The following is a 16,575-nucleotide window of genomic DNA, read 5'->3' as shown; positions in this document are numbered from 1 at the left end:
CACACGGCGCCACAGCGTACCCTTGGCAGTGTGAAAACCTTCGAAGACCTCTTTGCCGAGCTGAGCCAGAAAGTTCAGGACCGCCCCGCCGGGTCACGCACCGTGGCCGAATTCGAGTCGGGCGTGCATGGCATCGGTAAGAAGGTTGTTGAGGAGGCCGCCGAAGTCTGGATGGCCGCCGAATACGAATCCGATGCCGAATGCGCCGAAGAAATCTCCCAGCTGCTCTACCACCTCCAGGTCCTGATGCTGGCCAAGGGACTGACCCTGCAGGACGTTTACAAGCATCTCTAGCCGCGCGCTGACTCTCAGCGTGTGGCCCGCCGGTCGAACCTTCCCAGACGAACTTCCAGCGAAAGATGCTCCCATGCTCCGTGTAGCCGTACCCAACAAGGGTGCCCTGTCCGAATCCGCCTCCGCCATGCTCAACGAGGCGGGCTACCGCCAGCGCCGCGACACCCGCGAACTGGTCATGGTGGACCCCGACAACGACGTCGAATTCTTCTTCCTCCGCCCCCGCGACATCGCCGTCTACGTCGGCGCCGGAACGCTCGACGTCGGCATCACCGGCCGCGACCTGTTCCTGGACGCGCAGGTGGACGCCGAAGAACTGATGAACCTCGGCTTCGGCGCCTCCACCTTCCGCTTCGCCGGCCCGGTGGGGGACTTCTCCTCCATCGACCAGCTCGAAGGCAAGCGCCTGGCCACCAGCTACGACGGCCTGCTGCGCTCCTACCTGTCCGAACGCGGCATCAACGCCTCCGTGGTCCGGCTCGACGGCGCCGTGGAATCCTCCGTGCGCCTCGGCGTCGCGGACGCGATTGCCGACGTCGTCGAAACCGGCACCACCCTCCGTGCCGCCGGGATGGAAATCTTCGGCGAACCGATCCTGAAGTCCGAGGCCGTGCTGATCGGCCGCAAGGGTGCCAGCCCCGCCGGCGTCGACGTGCTGATCCGCCGCCTGCGCGGCGTCCTGGTGGCACGCCAGTACGTGATGATGGACTACGACGTCCGCAAGGACCTCGTGGACGAGGCCGCCGCGCTGACCCCGGGCCTGGAATCGCCCACCGTCTCCCCACTGCAGAACAGCGACTGGGTGGCCGTGCGCTCCATGATCAAGAAGTCGGACACAAACCGGATCATGGACGAGCTCTACGACATCGGCGCGCGCGCCATCCTGGTCAGCAGCATCCACGCCTGCCGGATCTAGGGGAGGGGACACGCCATGAGTGTTGCCATCCGCGTCATCCCCTGCCTGGACGTCGACGCCGGCCGGGTGGTCAAGGGGATCAACTTCGAAGGCCTGCGCGACGCCGGCGATCCGGTGGAGCTCGCGCACCGGTATGACCGTGCCGGCGCCGACGAACTGACCTTCCTCGACGTCACCGCCTCCTCCGGCAACCGCGACACCACGTTCGACGTCGTGGCCCGCACCGCCGAAGAGGTCTTCATTCCGCTGACCGTCGGCGGGGGAGTGCGCTCCATCGCCGACGTGGACCGGCTGCTGCGCTACGGCGCGGACAAGGCCTCCATCAACACCGCCGCCGTCGCCCGCCCCGACGTGATTGACGAAATCACCCGGCACTTCGGCTCCCAGGTCCTGACGCTCTCCGTGGATGCCCGGCGCACGCACGACGGCGCCACGCCGTCGGGATTCGAGGTCACCACCCACGGCGGGCGCACCGGCACCGGGATCGACGCCGTCGCCTGGGCCAAGGAAGCGGCCGACCGCGGCGTGGGGGAGATCCTGCTGAACTCCATCGACGCCGACGGCACCCGCGAGGGCTTCGACATCGAGATGATCCGCGCCGTCCGCGCCGCCGTCGACGTGCCGCTGATCGCGTCGGGCGGGGCCGGCAAGCCGGAGCACTTCCCGGCCGCCGTGATCGCCGGGGCCGACGCCGTCCTGGCCGCCTCGGTGTTCCACTTCGGCCCGGATGATGCGATCCATCAGGTCAAGCAGGCCATCCGCGACGCAGGGTTCGACGTCCGCTAACGGTAGGGAACCCCCTCACGGCCGCTCCGGCCGTGAGGGCGCGCGGGGCGCTCGTCTTCTGCTGTGAGCGCGGATGACTGTGGCATGCTCACGTCCATGACTATGCCAACACGCCTTCGGCCCGCCGAAGTAAGCGATCTGCCTTTCATCCTCCGCCAGGAGCGCGAGTACATGGAGACCATCGAGCCGTATGCGCTCCAGGGTTGGCTGACGGTTCTCGACCAGAACCTGGAAGTCTGGATCGATTGCCTTCCCTCCACGATCTTCTGCATTGATGCAGATGGGCACCCGCTTGGGTATGTCATGTGGAGCCTTGACGGTGACACCGCAACCCTGATCTCGATCAGTGTCCTCGACGGCCGTCGCCGCCAAGGACTCGGGCGGCTCCTCCTGGATGCGTTCGAGGAGAAGGCCGGCGCCAGCGGAGCCCGCGTTGTGGAGATCGGCGTGTACCGCACCAACCAGGCACGCCTGCTCTACCAGGGCGCGGGCTATGAGGCCACGGGCCAGGACGGCGAATATGTGCTGTTCAGCAAGATGCTCAGCCCTGCCGAAGGGGATAACCGGGTATTGCTGGGGTGAACGCATGGGGACGTATGAACGCCCGGGGATCCTGAGCAAGGGAGCCGCCGGCGTCATTCTGGCAGGGGTTATTCTCTGTGCCTTTCCTGCACTCTGGTTCGGTCTGACACTGGGGTTTTACCCGACCCGCATGGTGTGCACACCGGAAACCGGGTACGGCTCGGGCTGCGACGAAATGGGCATGGAGATTGCGCTGATGGTCTTCGCATTGGTGGCCCTGCCCTGGGTCGGCTTCTCGCTGTATCTGACCATCCGGGTCCGGCAGGGGAGGACGTGGCTTCAAAGGTGGTGGCCCTTTTCGGCGTTCACCCTGCTCACAGCCCTCACGGTTGCCGCCGGAACGGTCTCTGCCCTGAGTGACCCTTACGCGTATTTCTAAAACCCAGCAGGCCCTAAGCGCGGGCCTGGACGAGGTTGGCGAAGGGCAGCCTGCCGTATAAACGGACAAACTCCGCCTGGTACTTTGCGAGGGCCGGGTTGAGCGCGTCGGGCGGCAGTTCCTTCCACGCCACCAGAAGATCCTCTGCATCGAGCAGCTGCCAGACCAGCCGGCCGTCCCAGTGCCCCGGCGGCTTTCCCCTGCCGAAGTCCACGAATTCGGAGATCTGCCGTCGCAGACCGCGGTTGCCCTGGCTGCCGGCGCCGGCCTTGCCGAGAAACAGCACGTCGGCATCCGCCACCCACTCGGCGGCGAGCTCATCCCGGGACAGGGTTGGCTTCTTCTTTTTGAACACCCCGGCCGTGCTTTCCTTGAGGAACCGCGGTTCGAACCCCTCGGGCCGCAGCACGGCGAAAATGCCCTGACGCTGCGGGATCCGGTTGACGTCCAGACCGTCGATGGGCCGGAAGCCGGTGAAGCCGTCGTCCTTGAGTGATTTCCTGTTCAACGGGTTCCTAGCGGGTGAAGTGGCGAATTGCGGTCGGCAGGGGGAGATGCTGCGCCCACCAATGATATCCGGACACCCCGGCGGACTCAGTCGGTAACCTTCGTGTCCACAGGCCACAATGGGTCCTGTTGATCCACGAAAGGAATACGCGTGCGCTCCACCGCCGGACCCGGCCTGCTGTTTGTGCTGGTCTGCGCCATGGGCGCCGGCCCGATGATGAACTACGGGCTCTCCGCGACGAGCACGCTGATCATGGCGGACCTGGGAATCAGCGAAGCGCAGTTCGGCGTGCTGGCGGCCACCTGTTTCGCGGGAGCTGCTGTGTCGTCCATGTGGCTGGGCCGGCTGAGCGACCGGATCAGCGCCCGCTCCCAACTGCTGATTATCTTCGGCGGCACCGCCCTCGCCCTGGGCTTCGCCGCCTTGTCCGGCAACTACTTCTGGCTGCTGGCCGCCGTCCTGCTTTCCGGCCCCGCGCAGGCCATCTCCAACCCCACCACGAACCGGATCATCATCCACGCCGTCGAACCGGGCAAACGGCCCGGCTGGATGGGAATCAAGCAATCCGGTGTGCAGGCCAGCCAGCTGTTCTCCAGTCTCTTCTTCCCGGCCGCCGCGCTGGTCGCCGGATGGCGCGGGGCTGCCGTCGGCGCCGTCGTCGTGCTGTTCCTGCTGCTCGCGTACGCGTGGTTCCGGCTGCCGCCCGAACCGACGCCCCACGCTTCGACAGCGCCCCGTCAACACGCAGACCGCAAGTTCCCCGCCTCGGTCTGGCTGCTGGCAGCGTTTGCCCTGTTCTCCGGAGCGGGCATGCAGGCCACCAATGTCTACCTGCCCCTGTTTGCCCAGCGGGAGATCGGCTTCTCGCTGCTTATGGGCGGCGTTACGGCGGCGGTGGCCGGCGTCGTCGGCGTGACCTCCCGGGTGCTCTGGGGACGAAGGATGGCCGACGGCGTCCGCGCCTCCACCCTGCTGCTGATCCTCGCCGCCGGTGCTGTCTGCGGTGCTGCCCTGCTCCTTGCGGCCGGGCAAACCGGCGCGCCCGCACTGCTGTGGGCCGGCGTCGTCTTCCACGGCGCCTCCGTGCTGGGCGTGAACGTGGTGGTGATGGCCGGCGTGCTGCGCGAGGTTCCCCGGGAACGGGTGGGCGCGGCGTCCGGGGCCGTCTCGCTGGGCATGTACTCCGGTTTCGCGCTGGGACCGCTGGCCATGGGCCTGCTGCTCCAATACTCCGGCGGGTTCCTCGCCGGGTGGCTGTTCATAGGCGCGGCCTACCTGATCTGCGGCGGCATTGGCCTGGCGTACCGGCGGCTGGGCTCAAAACGTGCCGGGTCCGCCGTCGTCGGTACCCCGAGGAAATAAACGACGCCGGATCGGGCTTGTGCTTTAAGTGCCCTATGGCACGGTTACCCCACAGCTTGGAGATTTATGAGTACCGCACGCGCTTACGCAGCCACTTCCGCCACCGATCCGCTGGTCCCCACCACGATCGAACGCCGCGAGGTCGGCCCGCATGACGTCCTCATCGACATTGCCTATGCCGGTGTCTGCCACTCGGACATCCACACCGTCCGCGGCGAATGGGGACCCATCGCGTACCCGCAGGTCGTCGGCCACGAAATTGTCGGCACCGTCGCCGAGGTCGGAGCCGACGTCACCGCCCACAAGGTCGGCGACCGCGTGGGCGTTGGCTGCATGGTTAACTCCTGCGGCGAATGCGAAAACTGCCAGGCCGGCATGGAGAACTACTGCCTCAACGGCAACGTCGGCACCTACGCCAGCAAGGACCGCGACGGCACCATCACCCAGGGCGGCTACGCCACGTCCGTCGTCGTGAATGACCGCTTCGTGCTCCGCGTCCCGGAAAGCATCCCGTATGAAGCAGCCGCTCCGCTGCTCTGCGCCGGCATCACCACCTACTCGCCCCTCGCACACTGGAACGCAGGACCGGGCAAGCGGGTCGCCGTCGTCGGCATGGGTGGACTCGGCCACATGGCCGTGAAGATCGCCGTTGCCATGGGTGCCGAGGTCACCGTGCTGTCCCAGACGCTGAGCAAGCAGGAAGACGGCCTTCGTTTCGGTGCCGAGCACTACTACGCCACCAGCGATGACACCACGTTCGAGAAGCTCGCGAACACGTTCGACCTGATCATCAACACGGTCAGCGCGCCGATCGATCTGCAGCAGTACCTGTCGCTGCTGCGCCTGGACGGCACCATGGTCAGCGTGGGTGCTCCGCCCGAGGCACTGCCCATCTCTGTCTTCACCCTGATGAGCAAGCGCCGCTCCTACGCCGCCTCGAACATCGGCGGCATCAGCGAAACCCAGGAAATGCTGGACTTCTGCGCCGAACACAATATTGCCCCCGAGATCGAGCTGATCAAGGCCGAGGACATCAACACCGCCTACGAGCGTGTGCTGAAGTCCGACGTCCGCTACCGGTTCGTCATTGACGCGGCGACTATCTAATCCGTTAGTTGACAGCAGAGGCTAGTTGATAGCAGCGGCGCCCCGCCGGTTGGCGGGGCGTTTCTGCGTTAAGGTGTAGCCAGGTTTGGTGCGGGCAACGGGGGACATAAGGGCAAGGTGGGTACCGGAGGAAACACCATCCGTGTAAAGCCGGCGTAAACCGCCGTAGTCGCTGCCCGCCTATAATTGAGCACATGCCAATTCTGCGTCTCGAGGGCGCCATCTACGAACACCTGCCCGTCCCGCATCATGGAGCCGGACTGTGAGCGGGGGACTCGTCGCCCTGCTGGATGACGTTGCCGCGCTTGCACGAATAGCCGCGGCTTCCGTGGATGACATTGCTGCCGGAGCCGCGAAAGCGGGAGCCAAGGCCGCCGGCGTCGTCATCGATGATGCCGCCGTAACCCCGCAGTACGTGTCCGGTGCCGACCCGTCCCGTGAACTGCCGATGATCAAAAAGATCTTCTGGGGGTCGCTCCGGAACAAGCTGCTGATCATCCTGCCGGCGCTGCTGCTGATCAGTGCCTTCATCCCCGCTGTGATCCCGTTCATTCTTATGCTGGGCGGCACCTACCTCTGCTACGAGGGCGCGGAGAAGGTCTGGCACAAGTTCTTCGGCCACCATGAGGACAAGGAGGCGCCGGCGGTAGAGCGGGGGCCCGACGCCGAGTCCAAGGTGATCAAGGGAGCCATCACCACCGACTTCATCCTGTCCTGCGAGATCATGGTCATCTCCATGAACGAGGTGGGCGATGCGTCCATCTGGGTCCGGGCAATCATCCTCGTGGTGGTCGCCATTGCAATCACCATCCTCGTGTACGGGGCCGTGGGGCTGATCGTCAAAATGGACGACATCGGCCTGCACCTGGCCAAGAAGGACTCAGCAGGCTCCCAGCGCCTCGGCGGACTGCTGGTGAAGGGAATGCCTGCCGTGTTGGCAGCCATCACCTTCGTTGGAACCATCGCCATGCTCTGGGTGGGCGGGCACATCATGCTGGTAGGCGTCTCGGACCTCGGCTGGCACGCACCGTACGATCTGGTCCACACGCTGGAGCACCCCGTGGCCGGCCTCGCAGTTGTGGGCGGCATCCTGGGCTGGCTCGTGAACACCCTCTGTTCGGCCATCGTCGGACTGGCGTGGGGCCTGGTTGTCATGGCGATTCTGCACCCGCTGAAGAAGGTCCTGCCGTTCGGCAAGAAGGACGGACATGAAGACGGTGAGGCCAGGTCGGCAGCAGCCGGGCACAGTTCGGGGAACCCCGACGTCGACCCCGCCGGCTAACCTGGACTCCTGTCTCAGGGGCGGCCTCCTTTGCTAAGGGGGCCGCCCCTTTTTGCGTGCGTGCGGGTTTTCGACAATCCGGGAGCAGACCGGGCAGCGTCAGGATCGCTCCCCGCGCCGGAACGTGACATGCGTGGTGCCGCTCGGTGCCGCTTCCGCCGTGACCTGGCAGTCCGCTTCCAGTCCGCGCAGATCGTCCCACAGCCAGACACCGCGGCCGAGGACGAGAGGCGCGATGGCGACGTGGAGGTCGTCCACGAGGCCGGCCCGAAGGAAATCGCGCACGGTCGACGCGCCCCCGCCAACCCGCACATCTCCGCCGCCGGCGGCCGCGGCGGCAGTATCCAGCGCCTCCTCGGGTGTTGCCGTGAGGAACTCGAAGGTAGTGCCTCCTGCCATTTCGAGCGGCTGCCGCTGCTCGTGCGTCAGCACATAGACGGGAACATGGAAGGGCGGGTCCTCGCCCCACCATCCGCGCCAATCCGGGTCACCAGGGTTCGCATGTAACCCGAACATGGCTGCGCCCATGATCTCCGCGCCAATGTCTTCGAAGTAGTGCTCGGCATAGCGGTCGTCGACGCCGGTGGTTCCTTCTCCGCTTTCGTCGTGCAGCACCCGCTGGCGGAAGGTGCGCGTGGCAGCGTAGGCGGCGGTGAGGCGCCCCCAGTCGTCGCCGAAGGGGTTCTCCGGAGTTTGGTCCGTTGTGGTGGCGAAGCCGTCGAGCGAGATGTTCAGGTCAACGCGGACACGGCTCATGGCTATCTCCTAGTCTGGCGGGCGAGAGAACCAGCGCGGTGGCCGAGAGAATGCGAGGCGTCTCAGCGGCGCAGGCGCAGCACCGTCCGGCACTAAGTTTGGAATGGCACACGCCCAAGATCCAGAGAGGGCAGGCGGACTGTCAATACCGGTGCCCGAAATATCATGGCCCGGCCGCGCGTTCTCCGCGACATGCCGCTAGGCAACTATGCCTTCCCAGATGTGTCTTCGTTCGTTGTCACGGGCTTTTCCGGGTGTCTTCACCGTTGGTTGTACAGATAACGGGCTTACGCGGGGTGTCTTCACCGTTGGTTGTACAGATAACGGGCTTACCCGGGGTGTCTTCACCGTTGGTTGTACAGATAACGGGCTTATCCGGTCGTCTGCACCGTTGGTTGTACAGATAACGGGCTTATCGGCGCGGAATGGGCCCATTATCTGTACACCGAACTCTTAGGCGCAGGCACCCGACCTGCCGCCAGCGGATTCGGGCACCGCGTCGCCACATGATCAGTCCGGCGGCGTGGAGATCCCGCGGAGAACGCCGCGAACAAACGGGAAAGGCAGGCTAAAGCCCGATTTCCGCACTCTCAAGCAGCGCGACGGCGTCCGGCTGGCCCTCGTACATCACCAGCGCATGCCCGGTACGGCCGTGCGCGTGCAGCAGCAGCTCGCAGGGCTCGCCGACAATCGCCACCGACACCGGAGCGCGCTTGGCCACATGCCGGGGACCGTCCGGCCGGACCAGCACAATGCCCAGGTCCACGCCGCGGTACAGGATGGCCGCGCGCTTGATCAGCTCGGCCCACAGGGCGTCCGAATAGTCCGAGTCCAGCGCACGCGGAGCCCAGCGGTCCGAGGCACGCCGAATGTCTTCGGTGTGGACGAAGTACTCGCTCAGGTTGGCGCTGTTGTCCACGGCTTTGAGGTGCATGGGGGAGAGCCGCGGCGGGCCGGCGCGGAAGGCGCGGACCAGCTTGGCGTAGCTCTCAGTAGTGGACGCCTTCTGCGCAGTTTCCTCCAGCGCCTTGTCCGCGCGTGCGGCAAGGGGCTTGATGAACGCGCCCAGGGCAGCACTCATCCGGTGCTCGCGCAGATAGAGGTGAGCTGCGAGCTCCTTGGTCTGCCACCCCTCGCAAAGCGTGGGTGCATTGGGCCCGGCTGCAAGCAGCGTCTCGGCCAGGACTTCACGGGACGGATCAACGAAATGCATCACTGCTGAAACTAGCATGGAACCCCGTCTTTTGCCGGGGCTGCGGCACCAAAAGAACGTGTAAGGCGGCGTTTTTCCGTCGGGCAGTAGAATCGGTAGCGATGCTTCCCACACCTTCCCCCCAGAATCCGCCGGCTTCCCTCGATCCCGAGCTCGCCGCTTCCTTGAAGCGCGACGACGCCGGGCTGGTGGCCGCCGTCATCCAGCAGTACGACACCAACCAGGTCCTGATGCTCGGCTGGATGGATGACGAAGCCCTGCACCGCACCCTGACCTCGGGCCGGGTGACCTTCTGGTCCCGCTCCCGGAAGGAATACTGGCGCAAGGGGGACACCTCCGGACACGTGCAGTGGGTGAAGTCCGTGGCCCTCGACTGCGACGGCGACGCCCTGCTGGTCCGCGTGGACCAGGTGGGGGCGGCCTGCCACACCGGCACCCGCACCTGCTTCGACGGCCGTGAGCTGCCCGCCGTCGTCGGCGCCGCCTAAACCCGCCGCCTAAACCCGCTCCACCCACCTCGTAGGGAAGAAGTAGGAACCACACCATGCAGGATCTAGGAGCCATCCGCCCCACCCTGGACGAATTCCGGGCCCTGGCACGCGACCGCCGGGTGATTCCCGTGCGCCTGACAGTCCTGGCGGACGCGCACACCCCCATCGGCATCTACCGCAAGCTCACCAACGGCGAGGCCGGCACCTTCCTGATGGAATCGGCCGCGTCCGGCGGCGTCTGGTCCCGCTACTCCTTCATCGGCGCCCGGTCCCGCGCCACCCTGACCACCCTCGACGGGCAGGTCCGCTGGCTGGGCGAGCCGCCCGCCGGTGTTCCGCTGGACGGCAGCCCGGTCGAGGCCCTGGCCCGCACCGTGGACCTGCTGGCCACCGACCGGTTCGACGAGCTGCCTCCGTTCACCTCCGGCATGGTCGGCTTTGTCGGCTGGGAAACCGTGCGGCACTGGGAGAAGCTGCCCAACCCGCCGGCCGATGACCTGGACCTGCCGGAGATGGCGATGAACCTGGTCTCGGACATGGCCATCCACGACAACAGCGACGGCACCGTCACGCTGGTGGCCAATGCGATCAACTTCGACGGCTCCGATGAGCGCGTGGATGAGGCGTGGCACGACGCCGTGGCCCGCGTCCGGTCGATGCTCGGCCGGCTCGCGGGATCCGCCCCGCAGGCCGTGTCCGTGCTGGCTCCGGGAACCGCCGTCGACGTCGCCGCCAATGTGAAGGAAAGCTGGCCCAAGCCCGACTACACCCGGGCGGTGGAGCGCGGCAAGCAGGCCATTGTCGACGGCGAAGTCTTCCAGGTGGTCATCTCGCGCCGCTTCGAGGCCGAATGCCGCGCCGAGGCGCTGGACGTCTACCGGGTGCTGCGCACCACCAACCCCAGCCCGTACATGTACCTGTTCAACTTCGAGGACGCGCACGGCAACCCGTTCAACGTGGTGGGCTCATCCCCGGAAGCGCTCGTCACCGTGACCGGCCGCGACGTTATCACCCATCCGATCGCCGGCTCCCGGCCCCGCGGCAAGACGCAGGAACAGGATCGGGCGCTGGCCGAGGAACTGCTGGAGGACGAAAAGGAGCGGGCCGAACACCTGATGCTGGTGGACCTGGCCCGCAACGACCTCTCCAAGGTCTGCCGGCCCGGCAGCATAGACGTCACCCAGTTCATGGAGGTGGAGCGGTTCAGCCACATCATGCATCTGGTCTCCACCGTCGTCGGCCGGCTCGCGGACGCGTCCACCGCCTATGACGTCCTCGCCGCGACCTTCCCGGCCGGAACGCTGTCCGGCGCGCCGAAGCCCCGCGCCCTGCGGCTGCTGGACGAAGTGGAACCGCACCGCCGCGGCATTTACGGCGGGGTAGTGGGGTACCTCGACTTCGCCGGAGACATGGACATGGCCATCGCCATCCGCTCCGCATTGCTGCGCGACGGGAAGGCGTACGTCCAGGCCGGCGGCGGAATCGTCAACGACTCCGACCTCGAAGCAGAAGCGCAGGAAACCGTCAACAAGGCGGCCGCTCCGCTGCGGGCCGCCCTCCTCGCCGGATCGCTGGAGACCGTCGCGGCAACTCCCGCCGGAACTCCCGCCGGCACCATCGCACAGGAAGCAGACAAGTGAGCACCACCACCCCCCGCTGGCAGCGCAAGGGCATCGTCATCATGGTGACCGTCCTGCTGGCGGCACTGGCCTTCGGCACCACCACCCGCACCTGGCTGAACGTCACCCTGCCCGCCGCGAACGTCGTCACGCCCGACGTCGCCGTCTCGGGCAGCGATGCCGCCACCGCCGTCACCGCGTTTGCCGTGGTGGGAGTGGCCGCCGCCCTGGCCGCCGGAATCGCCGGACGGATTGCGCGCTGGATCATCAGCGTCATCATCGTGGTTTCCGGCGTCGGAGTGGCCGTGGCCAGCTCCCGGATCATCAGCGACCCCCTGCAGGGCGCTGCCGGCGCCATCGGCAAGGCCATCGGCGTCAGCTCCGCCGAGGGTACTCAGGTGGAACTGACGCCCATGCCCTACGCCGCACTGGCCATCGGCATCCTCATTGCCCTCGCGGGTATCTGGTTCGCCCTCGCGGGCCGGCACTGGACGACGTCGCGCCGTTACGCCCCCACGGCCGAGCCCGGCGATCCGGACACCGGTGCCGCTGCTGAAGGCACCGGTGCCGCGCCCGGCACCAGCCCGGATGCACGCAACCCCAAGGATGCCGCGGCAGGCCCGCCCGTCGATGAAATCGACAGCTGGGACCGGCTCACCCGCGGCGAGGACCCCACGGACCCCAAGTAGGTCCCCCCACAGCCACCAGATTGGGCCGAACACCGGCGCAATGTGTGAAAGGGTTTCCGCCCAGTAATGGCAGAATGGAAACCAGATTCGTTAACGAGGAGATTCAGCATGAGCACAAACACCGAACAGCACCTGGAAGCCGGTCAGGAAAACGAGGGCGAAAGCCACGCCAGCATCCACGATGAAACCATCGGGCACGGCAACACCCCCGCAGCCTGGACCTGCGTGCTGATCATGATCGTCGGCGCCGCTGTGTCTTCCGTTGCCTACATCATGGCCAGCTACGTCGGCTTCTTCGCCGGCATCGCCGTGATGCTGGTCGGCCTGCTGGTCGGCTTCATCATGCGCAAGGCAGGCTACGGCGTCAACGGATCGAAGCTGAAGAACAGCAGCCACTGAGTGAGCGTTCTCGACGACATCATTGCCGGCGTTCGGGAAGACCTTTCCGAACGCCGGCAGAATGTCTCGCTCGAGGAGGTCCGCGGGCAGGCGCTGCAGGCCCCGGCACCGCTGGACGCCTACGCAGCACTGGGCGGAAACGCGGAACCCCGCACCGAACTGCGGGTCATCGCCGAGGTCAAGCGCAGCAGCCCCTCCAAGGGTGAACTCGCGGATATCGCCGACCCCGCTTCCCTCGCCGCAGCGTATGAGCGCGGGGGAGCAGCCGTCATCAGCGTCCTCACCGAACAGCGCCGCTTCCGCGGATCCCTGGCGGACCTGGACGCGGTGCGGGCCGCCGTCGGAATCCCCGTGCTGCGCAAGGACTTCACTGTCGACGAGTACCAGATCTGGGAAGCCCGTGCCCACGGCGCAGACCTGATCCTGCTCATTGTCGCGGCACTGGAGGACGAGCAGCTGCGCAGCTTCCTGGACCTCACACACGAGCTGGGTATGAACGCCCTCGTCGAGACCCACACCGCCGAAGAAGTGGACCGGGCCCTGGCCCTGGGTGCACGGATCATCGGCATCAACGTGCGCAACCTGAAGACCCTCGACGTCGACCGTTCGGTTTTCGCCTCCCTTGCCGGCGGCATTCCCTCCGGACCGGTGGTGATCGCCGAATCCGGCGTCCGTGACGTTGCCGACGTCGAGCACTACGCTTCCAACGGAGCCAACGCCGTGCTGGTGGGCGAAGCCCTCGTGAAGCACGCATCCCCGGCCGAAACCATCGGCGAATTCACCGCCGTCGGCGCCAAGGCGCTTGCCGCCCGCGCCCGGCACCACGGTGAAAGCTGACCCATAGCACCAACTCCCTGTCCGGGCAGGAACGGCCCGGGCTCAAGCAGGACAGGACACAAAGCCCATGATCGGGAAGTCGGAACAGGCACAGGCAGCCGGTGCTGCCGCGGAAACCGGAACCGGAAGCGTTACGGAGGCCTTCCTGAACGGGGAAGTTCCCTCCCTGCGGCACGCGTCCGGTCCGTACTTCGGCGAGTATGGCGGCCGATGGATGCCCGAATCCCTGATCGCGGCGCTGGATGAACTGGAAGACACCTTCGAGAAGGCCAAGGCCGATCCGGAGTTCACCGCCCAGGTTGCCGACCTGAACAAAAACTACTCCGGCCGCCCGTCCCTGCTCACCGAGGCCAAGCGCTTCTCCGAGCACGCCGGCGGGGTGCGGATCTTCCTCAAGCGCGAAGACCTCAACCACACCGGATCCCACAAGATCAACAACGTCCTGGGCCAGGCCCTGCTTGCCAAGCGGATGGGCAAGACCCGCGTGATCGCGGAAACCGGTGCCGGCCAGCACGGCGTCGCCAGCGCCACCGCAGCAGCACTGCTCGGCCTGGAATGCGTGGTCTACATGGGTGCCGAGGACTGCCGCCGCCAGGCACTGAATGTGGCCCGGATGGAACTGCTCGGCGCGAAGGTCATCCCGGTGACCAACGGTTCCCAGACCCTGAAGGACGCCATTAACGAGGCACTGCGGGACTGGGTCGCGAACGTGGACAACACCCACTACCTGCTCGGCACCGCCGCTGGGGCGCACCCCTTCCCGGCCATGGTCCGCTACTTCCACGAAGTGATCGGCGAAGAGGCCCGCGCCCAGATGCTGGAGCAGGCCGGCCGGCTGCCGGACGCAGTGTGCGCCTGCATCGGCGGCGGTTCCAACGCCATTGGCATTTTCCACGGCTTCCTGGATGATCCCGAAGTGAAGATCTACGGCTTCGAGGCCGGCGGCGACGGCGTCGAAACCGGCCGCCACGCCGCCACCATCACCCTGGGCCGACCCGGCGTGCTGCACGGCGCCCGCTCCTACCTCATGCAGGACGACGACGGCCAGACGATCGAATCGCATTCCATCTCCGCCGGCCTGGACTACCCGGGCGTCGGACCCGAACACGCCCACCTGGCCGACATCGGGCGGGTCAGCTACGAGCCGATCACCGATGCCGAAGCCATGGACGCCTTCCAGCTGCTCTGCCGCACCGAGGGCATCATCCCCGCGATCGAGTCCGCGCACGCCCTGGCCGGTGCCATCAAGGTGGGCCGGCGGCTCGCCGAAGAGGCCGGCTCCGACGGAAATGTTTCCGAGAAGATTGTCCTGGTGAACCTTTCCGGCCGCGGGGACAAGGACGTGGCCACCGCCGCCGAATGGTTCAACCTGCTGGACGAGCGCTCAGCCGAAGCCGAGATCGGCAAAGAAGGGGAACAGCTTTGAGCACCGAGGTAATGCAGAGCAAGTCCGCGGCCGCGATTGACCGGGCCGCCGCCGAGGGGCGTGCAGCGCTCATCGGCTACCTGCCCGCTGGATTCCCCACCGTGGAAGCCACCATTGCCGCAGGCATTGCCCTGGCGGAAAACGGTGCCGACCTGATCGAAATCGGCATCCCGTATTCCGACCCGGTGATGGACGGCCACGTCATCCAGGCCGCCACCACCCAGGCGCTGGCCGACGGCTTCCGTGTGGCGCAGGTGTTCGACGTCGTCGCCGGCATCACGGCAGCCACCGACGCGGCCGTGCTCGTGATGACCTACTGGAACCCGGTAGTCCGGATGGGTGTGGACGAGTTCTCCCGCCGCCTGGCCGAAGCCGGGGGAGCGGGGCTGATCACCCCGGACCTGGTCCCGGATGAAGCCTCCGAATGGCTGGAAGCCTCCGACAAGTACGGCCTGGACCGCGTATTCCTGGTCGCCCCGTCCTCCACACCGGCCCGGATGAAGACCACCGTGGCCGCCAGCCGTGGCTTCGTCTACGCCGTGTCGATCATGGGCGTCACCGGCGCCCGCGACAGCGTCAGCGACGCCGCCCAGAGCGTGGTCAGCGCCGCCCGCGAGGCCGGCGCGGAACGCGTCTGCGTCGGGCTGGGTGTCTCCCGCGCCGAACATGTGAAAGAGATCGGCGCCTATGCCGACGGCGTCATCGTGGGTACCGCCCTGGTGGCCGCCCTGCGGGACGGCGGCACCGACGCCGTCGCAACCCTTACCCGTGACCTCAGTACCGGAACTCCGAAGGCCAGCAAATGAACCCGATGTCCGTGTACGCCAGCATCCCCAGCCCGCCTGCCGATTTCAGCAGCTTCTCGCTGGGGCCGCTGACCATCCACGCGTACGCGCTGTGCATCCTGGCCGGCATCATGCTCGCCCTGTGGATGACCTCCCGGCGCTGGAACGCCCGCGGACTGCCCGCAGACGCGGTCTGGGACATCTCCATCTGGGCCATCCCGTTCGGCATCATCGGCGGCCGGCTCTACCACGTGTTCTCCTCCCCGGACGCCTACTTCGGCCCGGACGGGGACCTGTCCCTTATTCCGCAGATCTGGCTCGGCGGGCTGGGCATCTGGGGTGCGGTGGCCCTGGGCGCCGTCGGTGCCTGGATCGGCTGCCGCCGTGCCGGTATCAAGCTGTCCACGTTCGCCGACGTCGGTGCCCCCGGCCTGCTGCTGGCCCAGGCCGTGGGCCGCTGGGGCAACTGGTTCAACCAGGAGCTGTTCGGTTCCGAAACGGATGCGCCCTGGGGCCTGGAAATCGACGCGGACAACGCCAACTTCCCCGACGGCGCCGCACCCGGCACTACCTTCCACCCCACGTTCCTCTACGAGTCCCTCTGGAACCTGGCCGGCGTTGCCCTGCTCCTGCTGCTTGACCGCCGCTTCCGGCTCCGCGGCGGCCGCCTGTTCTGGATCTACGCCGCGTTCTACACCGCCGGACGGCTCTGGATTGAGCTCCTGCGCATTGACGATGCCGAAATGATTACGCTGCTCGGCGTCACACAACGCCTCAATGTCTGGACCAGTCTGCTGATCCTGATCGCCTCCATCGCGATGTTCATTTACCTTACTTTCAAGGCCCGCAAGGGCGGGGAAGGCTCGCTTTACCTGCCGGGCCACGAACCCGCACCTCAGGACGGTATTACGGCTTCGGATAACAAGAACGAAACAGAAGCCGGGAATGCGGAATCGGCATCAGCCGAACGCCCCGTGCGTGCTAATCTCGCAGAGACAAAAACCGAGGAGTCCCTTCCTCACCGGTCCAAGGACAACGGACCTTCTGCCTGAACCTCCGGGTTACCCTCCCGGCGCTGCAGGCGGAGCCACATTGACGTGGCGCCAGGCGGCTGCAGCACCGGGACACCCCTCCGGAAAAGCGG

Annotated in this window: 19 protein-coding genes; 16 read left to right on the top strand and 3 right to left on the bottom strand. The window is 66.6% G+C overall.

The features are described 5' to 3' along the window. The first annotated feature begins 30 nt into the window (after positions 1 to 30). The 5 genes from NNX38_RS10250 to NNX38_RS10230 all read left to right on the top strand — a co-directional run bounded on the left by NNX38_RS10250 (position 31) and on the right by NNX38_RS10230 (position 2,957). On the top strand, positions 31 to 294 hold the full coding sequence (locus tag NNX38_RS10250) for a phosphoribosyl-ATP diphosphatase (RefSeq protein ID WP_152218540.1): 264 nt from the start codon (positions 31 to 33) through the stop codon (positions 292 to 294). A 73-nt stretch (positions 295 to 367) separates the two neighbouring features. Next, entirely contained in the window at positions 368 to 1,210 is an 843-nt protein-coding gene (gene hisG, locus NNX38_RS10245; protein ID WP_227922084.1) for an ATP phosphoribosyltransferase, read from the top strand. Between the two features lie 15 nt (positions 1,211 to 1,225). Then, positions 1,226 to 1,996, top strand: coding sequence for an imidazole glycerol phosphate synthase subunit HisF (gene hisF / locus NNX38_RS10240; RefSeq protein ID WP_229952087.1), 771 nt, complete (start codon positions 1,226 to 1,228; stop codon positions 1,994 to 1,996). Positions 1,997 to 2,092: 96 nt separating this feature from the next. Further along, the gene (locus NNX38_RS10235) at positions 2,093 to 2,578 is read left to right on the top strand and encodes a GNAT family N-acetyltransferase (RefSeq protein ID WP_255797890.1); all 486 of its coding nucleotides are present in this window, start codon (positions 2,093 to 2,095) and stop codon (positions 2,576 to 2,578) included. Between the two features lie 4 nt (positions 2,579 to 2,582). After that, a complete protein-coding gene (locus NNX38_RS10230; RefSeq protein WP_255797889.1) occupies positions 2,583 to 2,957 on the top strand; it encodes a hypothetical protein in 375 nt (124 codons plus the stop codon). Between the two features lie 13 nt (positions 2,958 to 2,970). On the opposite strand, the gene NNX38_RS10225 is transcribed toward NNX38_RS10230, so the two are convergent. Continuing rightward, positions 2,971 to 3,465: a hypothetical protein gene (locus tag NNX38_RS10225; protein ID WP_255797888.1), complete on the bottom strand. Its 495-nt coding sequence runs from the start codon at positions 3,463 to 3,465 to the stop codon at positions 2,971 to 2,973. Positions 3,466 to 3,615: 150 nt separating this feature from the next. Between NNX38_RS10225 and NNX38_RS10220 the strand changes: the two genes are divergently transcribed. From NNX38_RS10220 to NNX38_RS10210, 3 genes are all read left to right on the top strand, one after another. Next, on the top strand, positions 3,616 to 4,827 hold the full coding sequence (locus NNX38_RS10220; protein ID WP_255797887.1) for an MFS transporter: 1,212 nt from the start codon (positions 3,616 to 3,618) through the stop codon (positions 4,825 to 4,827). A 66-nt stretch (positions 4,828 to 4,893) separates the two neighbouring features. After that, positions 4,894 to 5,934, top strand: a complete 1,041-nt coding sequence (locus NNX38_RS10215) for an NAD(P)-dependent alcohol dehydrogenase (RefSeq protein WP_255797886.1) — start codon at positions 4,894 to 4,896, stop codon at positions 5,932 to 5,934. 262 nt (positions 5,935 to 6,196) lie between these two features. Beyond that, a complete protein-coding gene (locus tag NNX38_RS10210) occupies positions 6,197 to 7,216 on the top strand; it encodes a DUF808 domain-containing protein (RefSeq protein WP_255797885.1) in 1,020 nt (339 codons plus the stop codon). Between the two features lie 99 nt (positions 7,217 to 7,315). On the opposite strand, the gene NNX38_RS10205 is transcribed toward NNX38_RS10210, so the two are convergent. Both NNX38_RS10205 and NNX38_RS10200 read right to left on the bottom strand, forming a co-directional pair. Next, positions 7,316 to 7,972 carry a dihydrofolate reductase family protein gene (locus NNX38_RS10205; RefSeq protein ID WP_255797884.1) on the bottom strand — a complete coding sequence of 219 codons (657 nt, stop codon included), beginning with the start codon at positions 7,970 to 7,972 and terminating at the stop codon, positions 7,316 to 7,318. A gap of 568 nt (positions 7,973 to 8,540) precedes the next feature. Further along, positions 8,541 to 9,185 (bottom strand): TIGR03085 family metal-binding protein, encoded by a 645-nt coding sequence (locus NNX38_RS10200; RefSeq protein WP_255798167.1) that lies wholly within the window; start codon positions 9,183 to 9,185, stop codon positions 8,541 to 8,543. Positions 9,186 to 9,286: 101 nt separating this feature from the next. On the opposite strand from NNX38_RS10200, the gene hisI reads away from it, so the two are divergent. The 8 genes from hisI to lgt all read left to right on the top strand — a co-directional run bounded on the left by hisI (position 9,287) and on the right by lgt (position 16,483). Next, entirely contained in the window at positions 9,287 to 9,673 is a 387-nt protein-coding gene (gene hisI / locus NNX38_RS10195) for a phosphoribosyl-AMP cyclohydrolase (protein ID WP_255797883.1), read from the top strand. A 56-nt stretch (positions 9,674 to 9,729) separates the two neighbouring features. Beyond that, positions 9,730 to 11,316 carry an anthranilate synthase component I gene (locus NNX38_RS10190; protein ID WP_255797882.1) on the top strand — a complete coding sequence of 529 codons (1,587 nt, stop codon included), beginning with the start codon at positions 9,730 to 9,732 and terminating at the stop codon, positions 11,314 to 11,316. Continuing rightward, a complete protein-coding gene (locus NNX38_RS10185) occupies positions 11,313 to 11,984 on the top strand; it encodes a Trp biosynthesis-associated membrane protein (protein ID WP_255797881.1) in 672 nt (223 codons plus the stop codon). The genes NNX38_RS10190 and NNX38_RS10185 overlap by 4 nt, the downstream gene beginning before the upstream one ends. Positions 11,985 to 12,092: 108 nt before the next feature. Next, positions 12,093 to 12,383 (top strand): HGxxPAAW family protein, encoded by a 291-nt coding sequence (locus NNX38_RS10180; RefSeq protein ID WP_255797880.1) that lies wholly within the window; start codon positions 12,093 to 12,095, stop codon positions 12,381 to 12,383. After that, entirely contained in the window at positions 12,384 to 13,220 is an 837-nt protein-coding gene (gene trpC, locus NNX38_RS10175; protein WP_255797879.1) for an indole-3-glycerol phosphate synthase TrpC, read from the top strand. A 67-nt stretch (positions 13,221 to 13,287) separates the two neighbouring features. Continuing rightward, entirely contained in the window at positions 13,288 to 14,646 is a 1,359-nt protein-coding gene (gene trpB / locus NNX38_RS10170; RefSeq protein ID WP_255797878.1) for a tryptophan synthase subunit beta, read from the top strand. 11 nt (positions 14,647 to 14,657) lie between these two features. Then, positions 14,658 to 15,452, top strand: a complete 795-nt coding sequence (gene trpA, locus NNX38_RS10165) for a tryptophan synthase subunit alpha (protein WP_229952260.1) — start codon at positions 14,658 to 14,660, stop codon at positions 15,450 to 15,452. Then, positions 15,449 to 16,483 carry a prolipoprotein diacylglyceryl transferase gene (lgt, locus tag NNX38_RS10160; protein WP_229952073.1) on the top strand — a complete coding sequence of 345 codons (1,035 nt, stop codon included), beginning with the start codon at positions 15,449 to 15,451 and terminating at the stop codon, positions 16,481 to 16,483. Before trpA ends, lgt begins: the two co-directional genes overlap by 4 nt. Positions 16,484 to 16,575: the final 92 nt, after the last annotated feature.

This window comes from Arthrobacter sp. zg-Y238 (assembly GCF_024385525.1).
GTDB lineage: Bacteria > Actinomycetota > Actinomycetes > Actinomycetales > Micrococcaceae > Arthrobacter_B > Arthrobacter_B jinronghuae.
This window is presented reverse-complemented; position numbering and strand designations above follow the sequence as displayed.

Bases quoted from the DNA above. Each gene is read 5' to 3' on its own strand.
- NNX38_RS10190 (WP_255797882.1), top strand. From the start codon at position 9,730: ATGCAGGATCTAGGAGCCATCCGCCCCACCCTGGACGAATTCCGGGCC.
- trpB (WP_255797878.1), top strand. From the start codon at position 13,288: ATGATCGGGAAGTCGGAACAGGCACAGGCAGCCGGTGCTGCCGCGGAA.
- hisG (WP_227922084.1), top strand. From the start codon at position 368: ATGCTCCGTGTAGCCGTACCCAACAAGGGTGCCCTGTCCGAATCCGCC.
- NNX38_RS10205 (WP_255797884.1), bottom strand. From the start codon at position 7,972: ATGAGCCGTGTCCGCGTTGACCTGAACATCTCGCTCGACGGCTTCGCC.
- NNX38_RS10230 (WP_255797889.1), top strand. From the start codon at position 2,583: ATGGGGACGTATGAACGCCCGGGGATCCTGAGCAAGGGAGCCGCCGGC.
- trpA (WP_229952260.1), top strand. From the start codon at position 14,658: ATGCAGAGCAAGTCCGCGGCCGCGATTGACCGGGCCGCCGCCGAGGGG.
- hisI (WP_255797883.1), top strand. From the start codon at position 9,287: ATGCTTCCCACACCTTCCCCCCAGAATCCGCCGGCTTCCCTCGATCCC.
- lgt (WP_229952073.1), top strand. From the start codon at position 15,449: ATGAACCCGATGTCCGTGTACGCCAGCATCCCCAGCCCGCCTGCCGAT.
- NNX38_RS10215 (WP_255797886.1), top strand. From the start codon at position 4,894: ATGAGTACCGCACGCGCTTACGCAGCCACTTCCGCCACCGATCCGCTG.
- NNX38_RS10235 (WP_255797890.1), top strand. From the start codon at position 2,093: ATGACTATGCCAACACGCCTTCGGCCCGCCGAAGTAAGCGATCTGCCT.
- NNX38_RS10180 (WP_255797880.1), top strand. From the start codon at position 12,093: ATGAGCACAAACACCGAACAGCACCTGGAAGCCGGTCAGGAAAACGAG.
- NNX38_RS10200 (WP_255798167.1), bottom strand. From the start codon at position 9,185: ATGCATTTCGTTGATCCGTCCCGTGAAGTCCTGGCCGAGACGCTGCTT.
- hisF (WP_229952087.1), top strand. From the start codon at position 1,226: ATGAGTGTTGCCATCCGCGTCATCCCCTGCCTGGACGTCGACGCCGGC.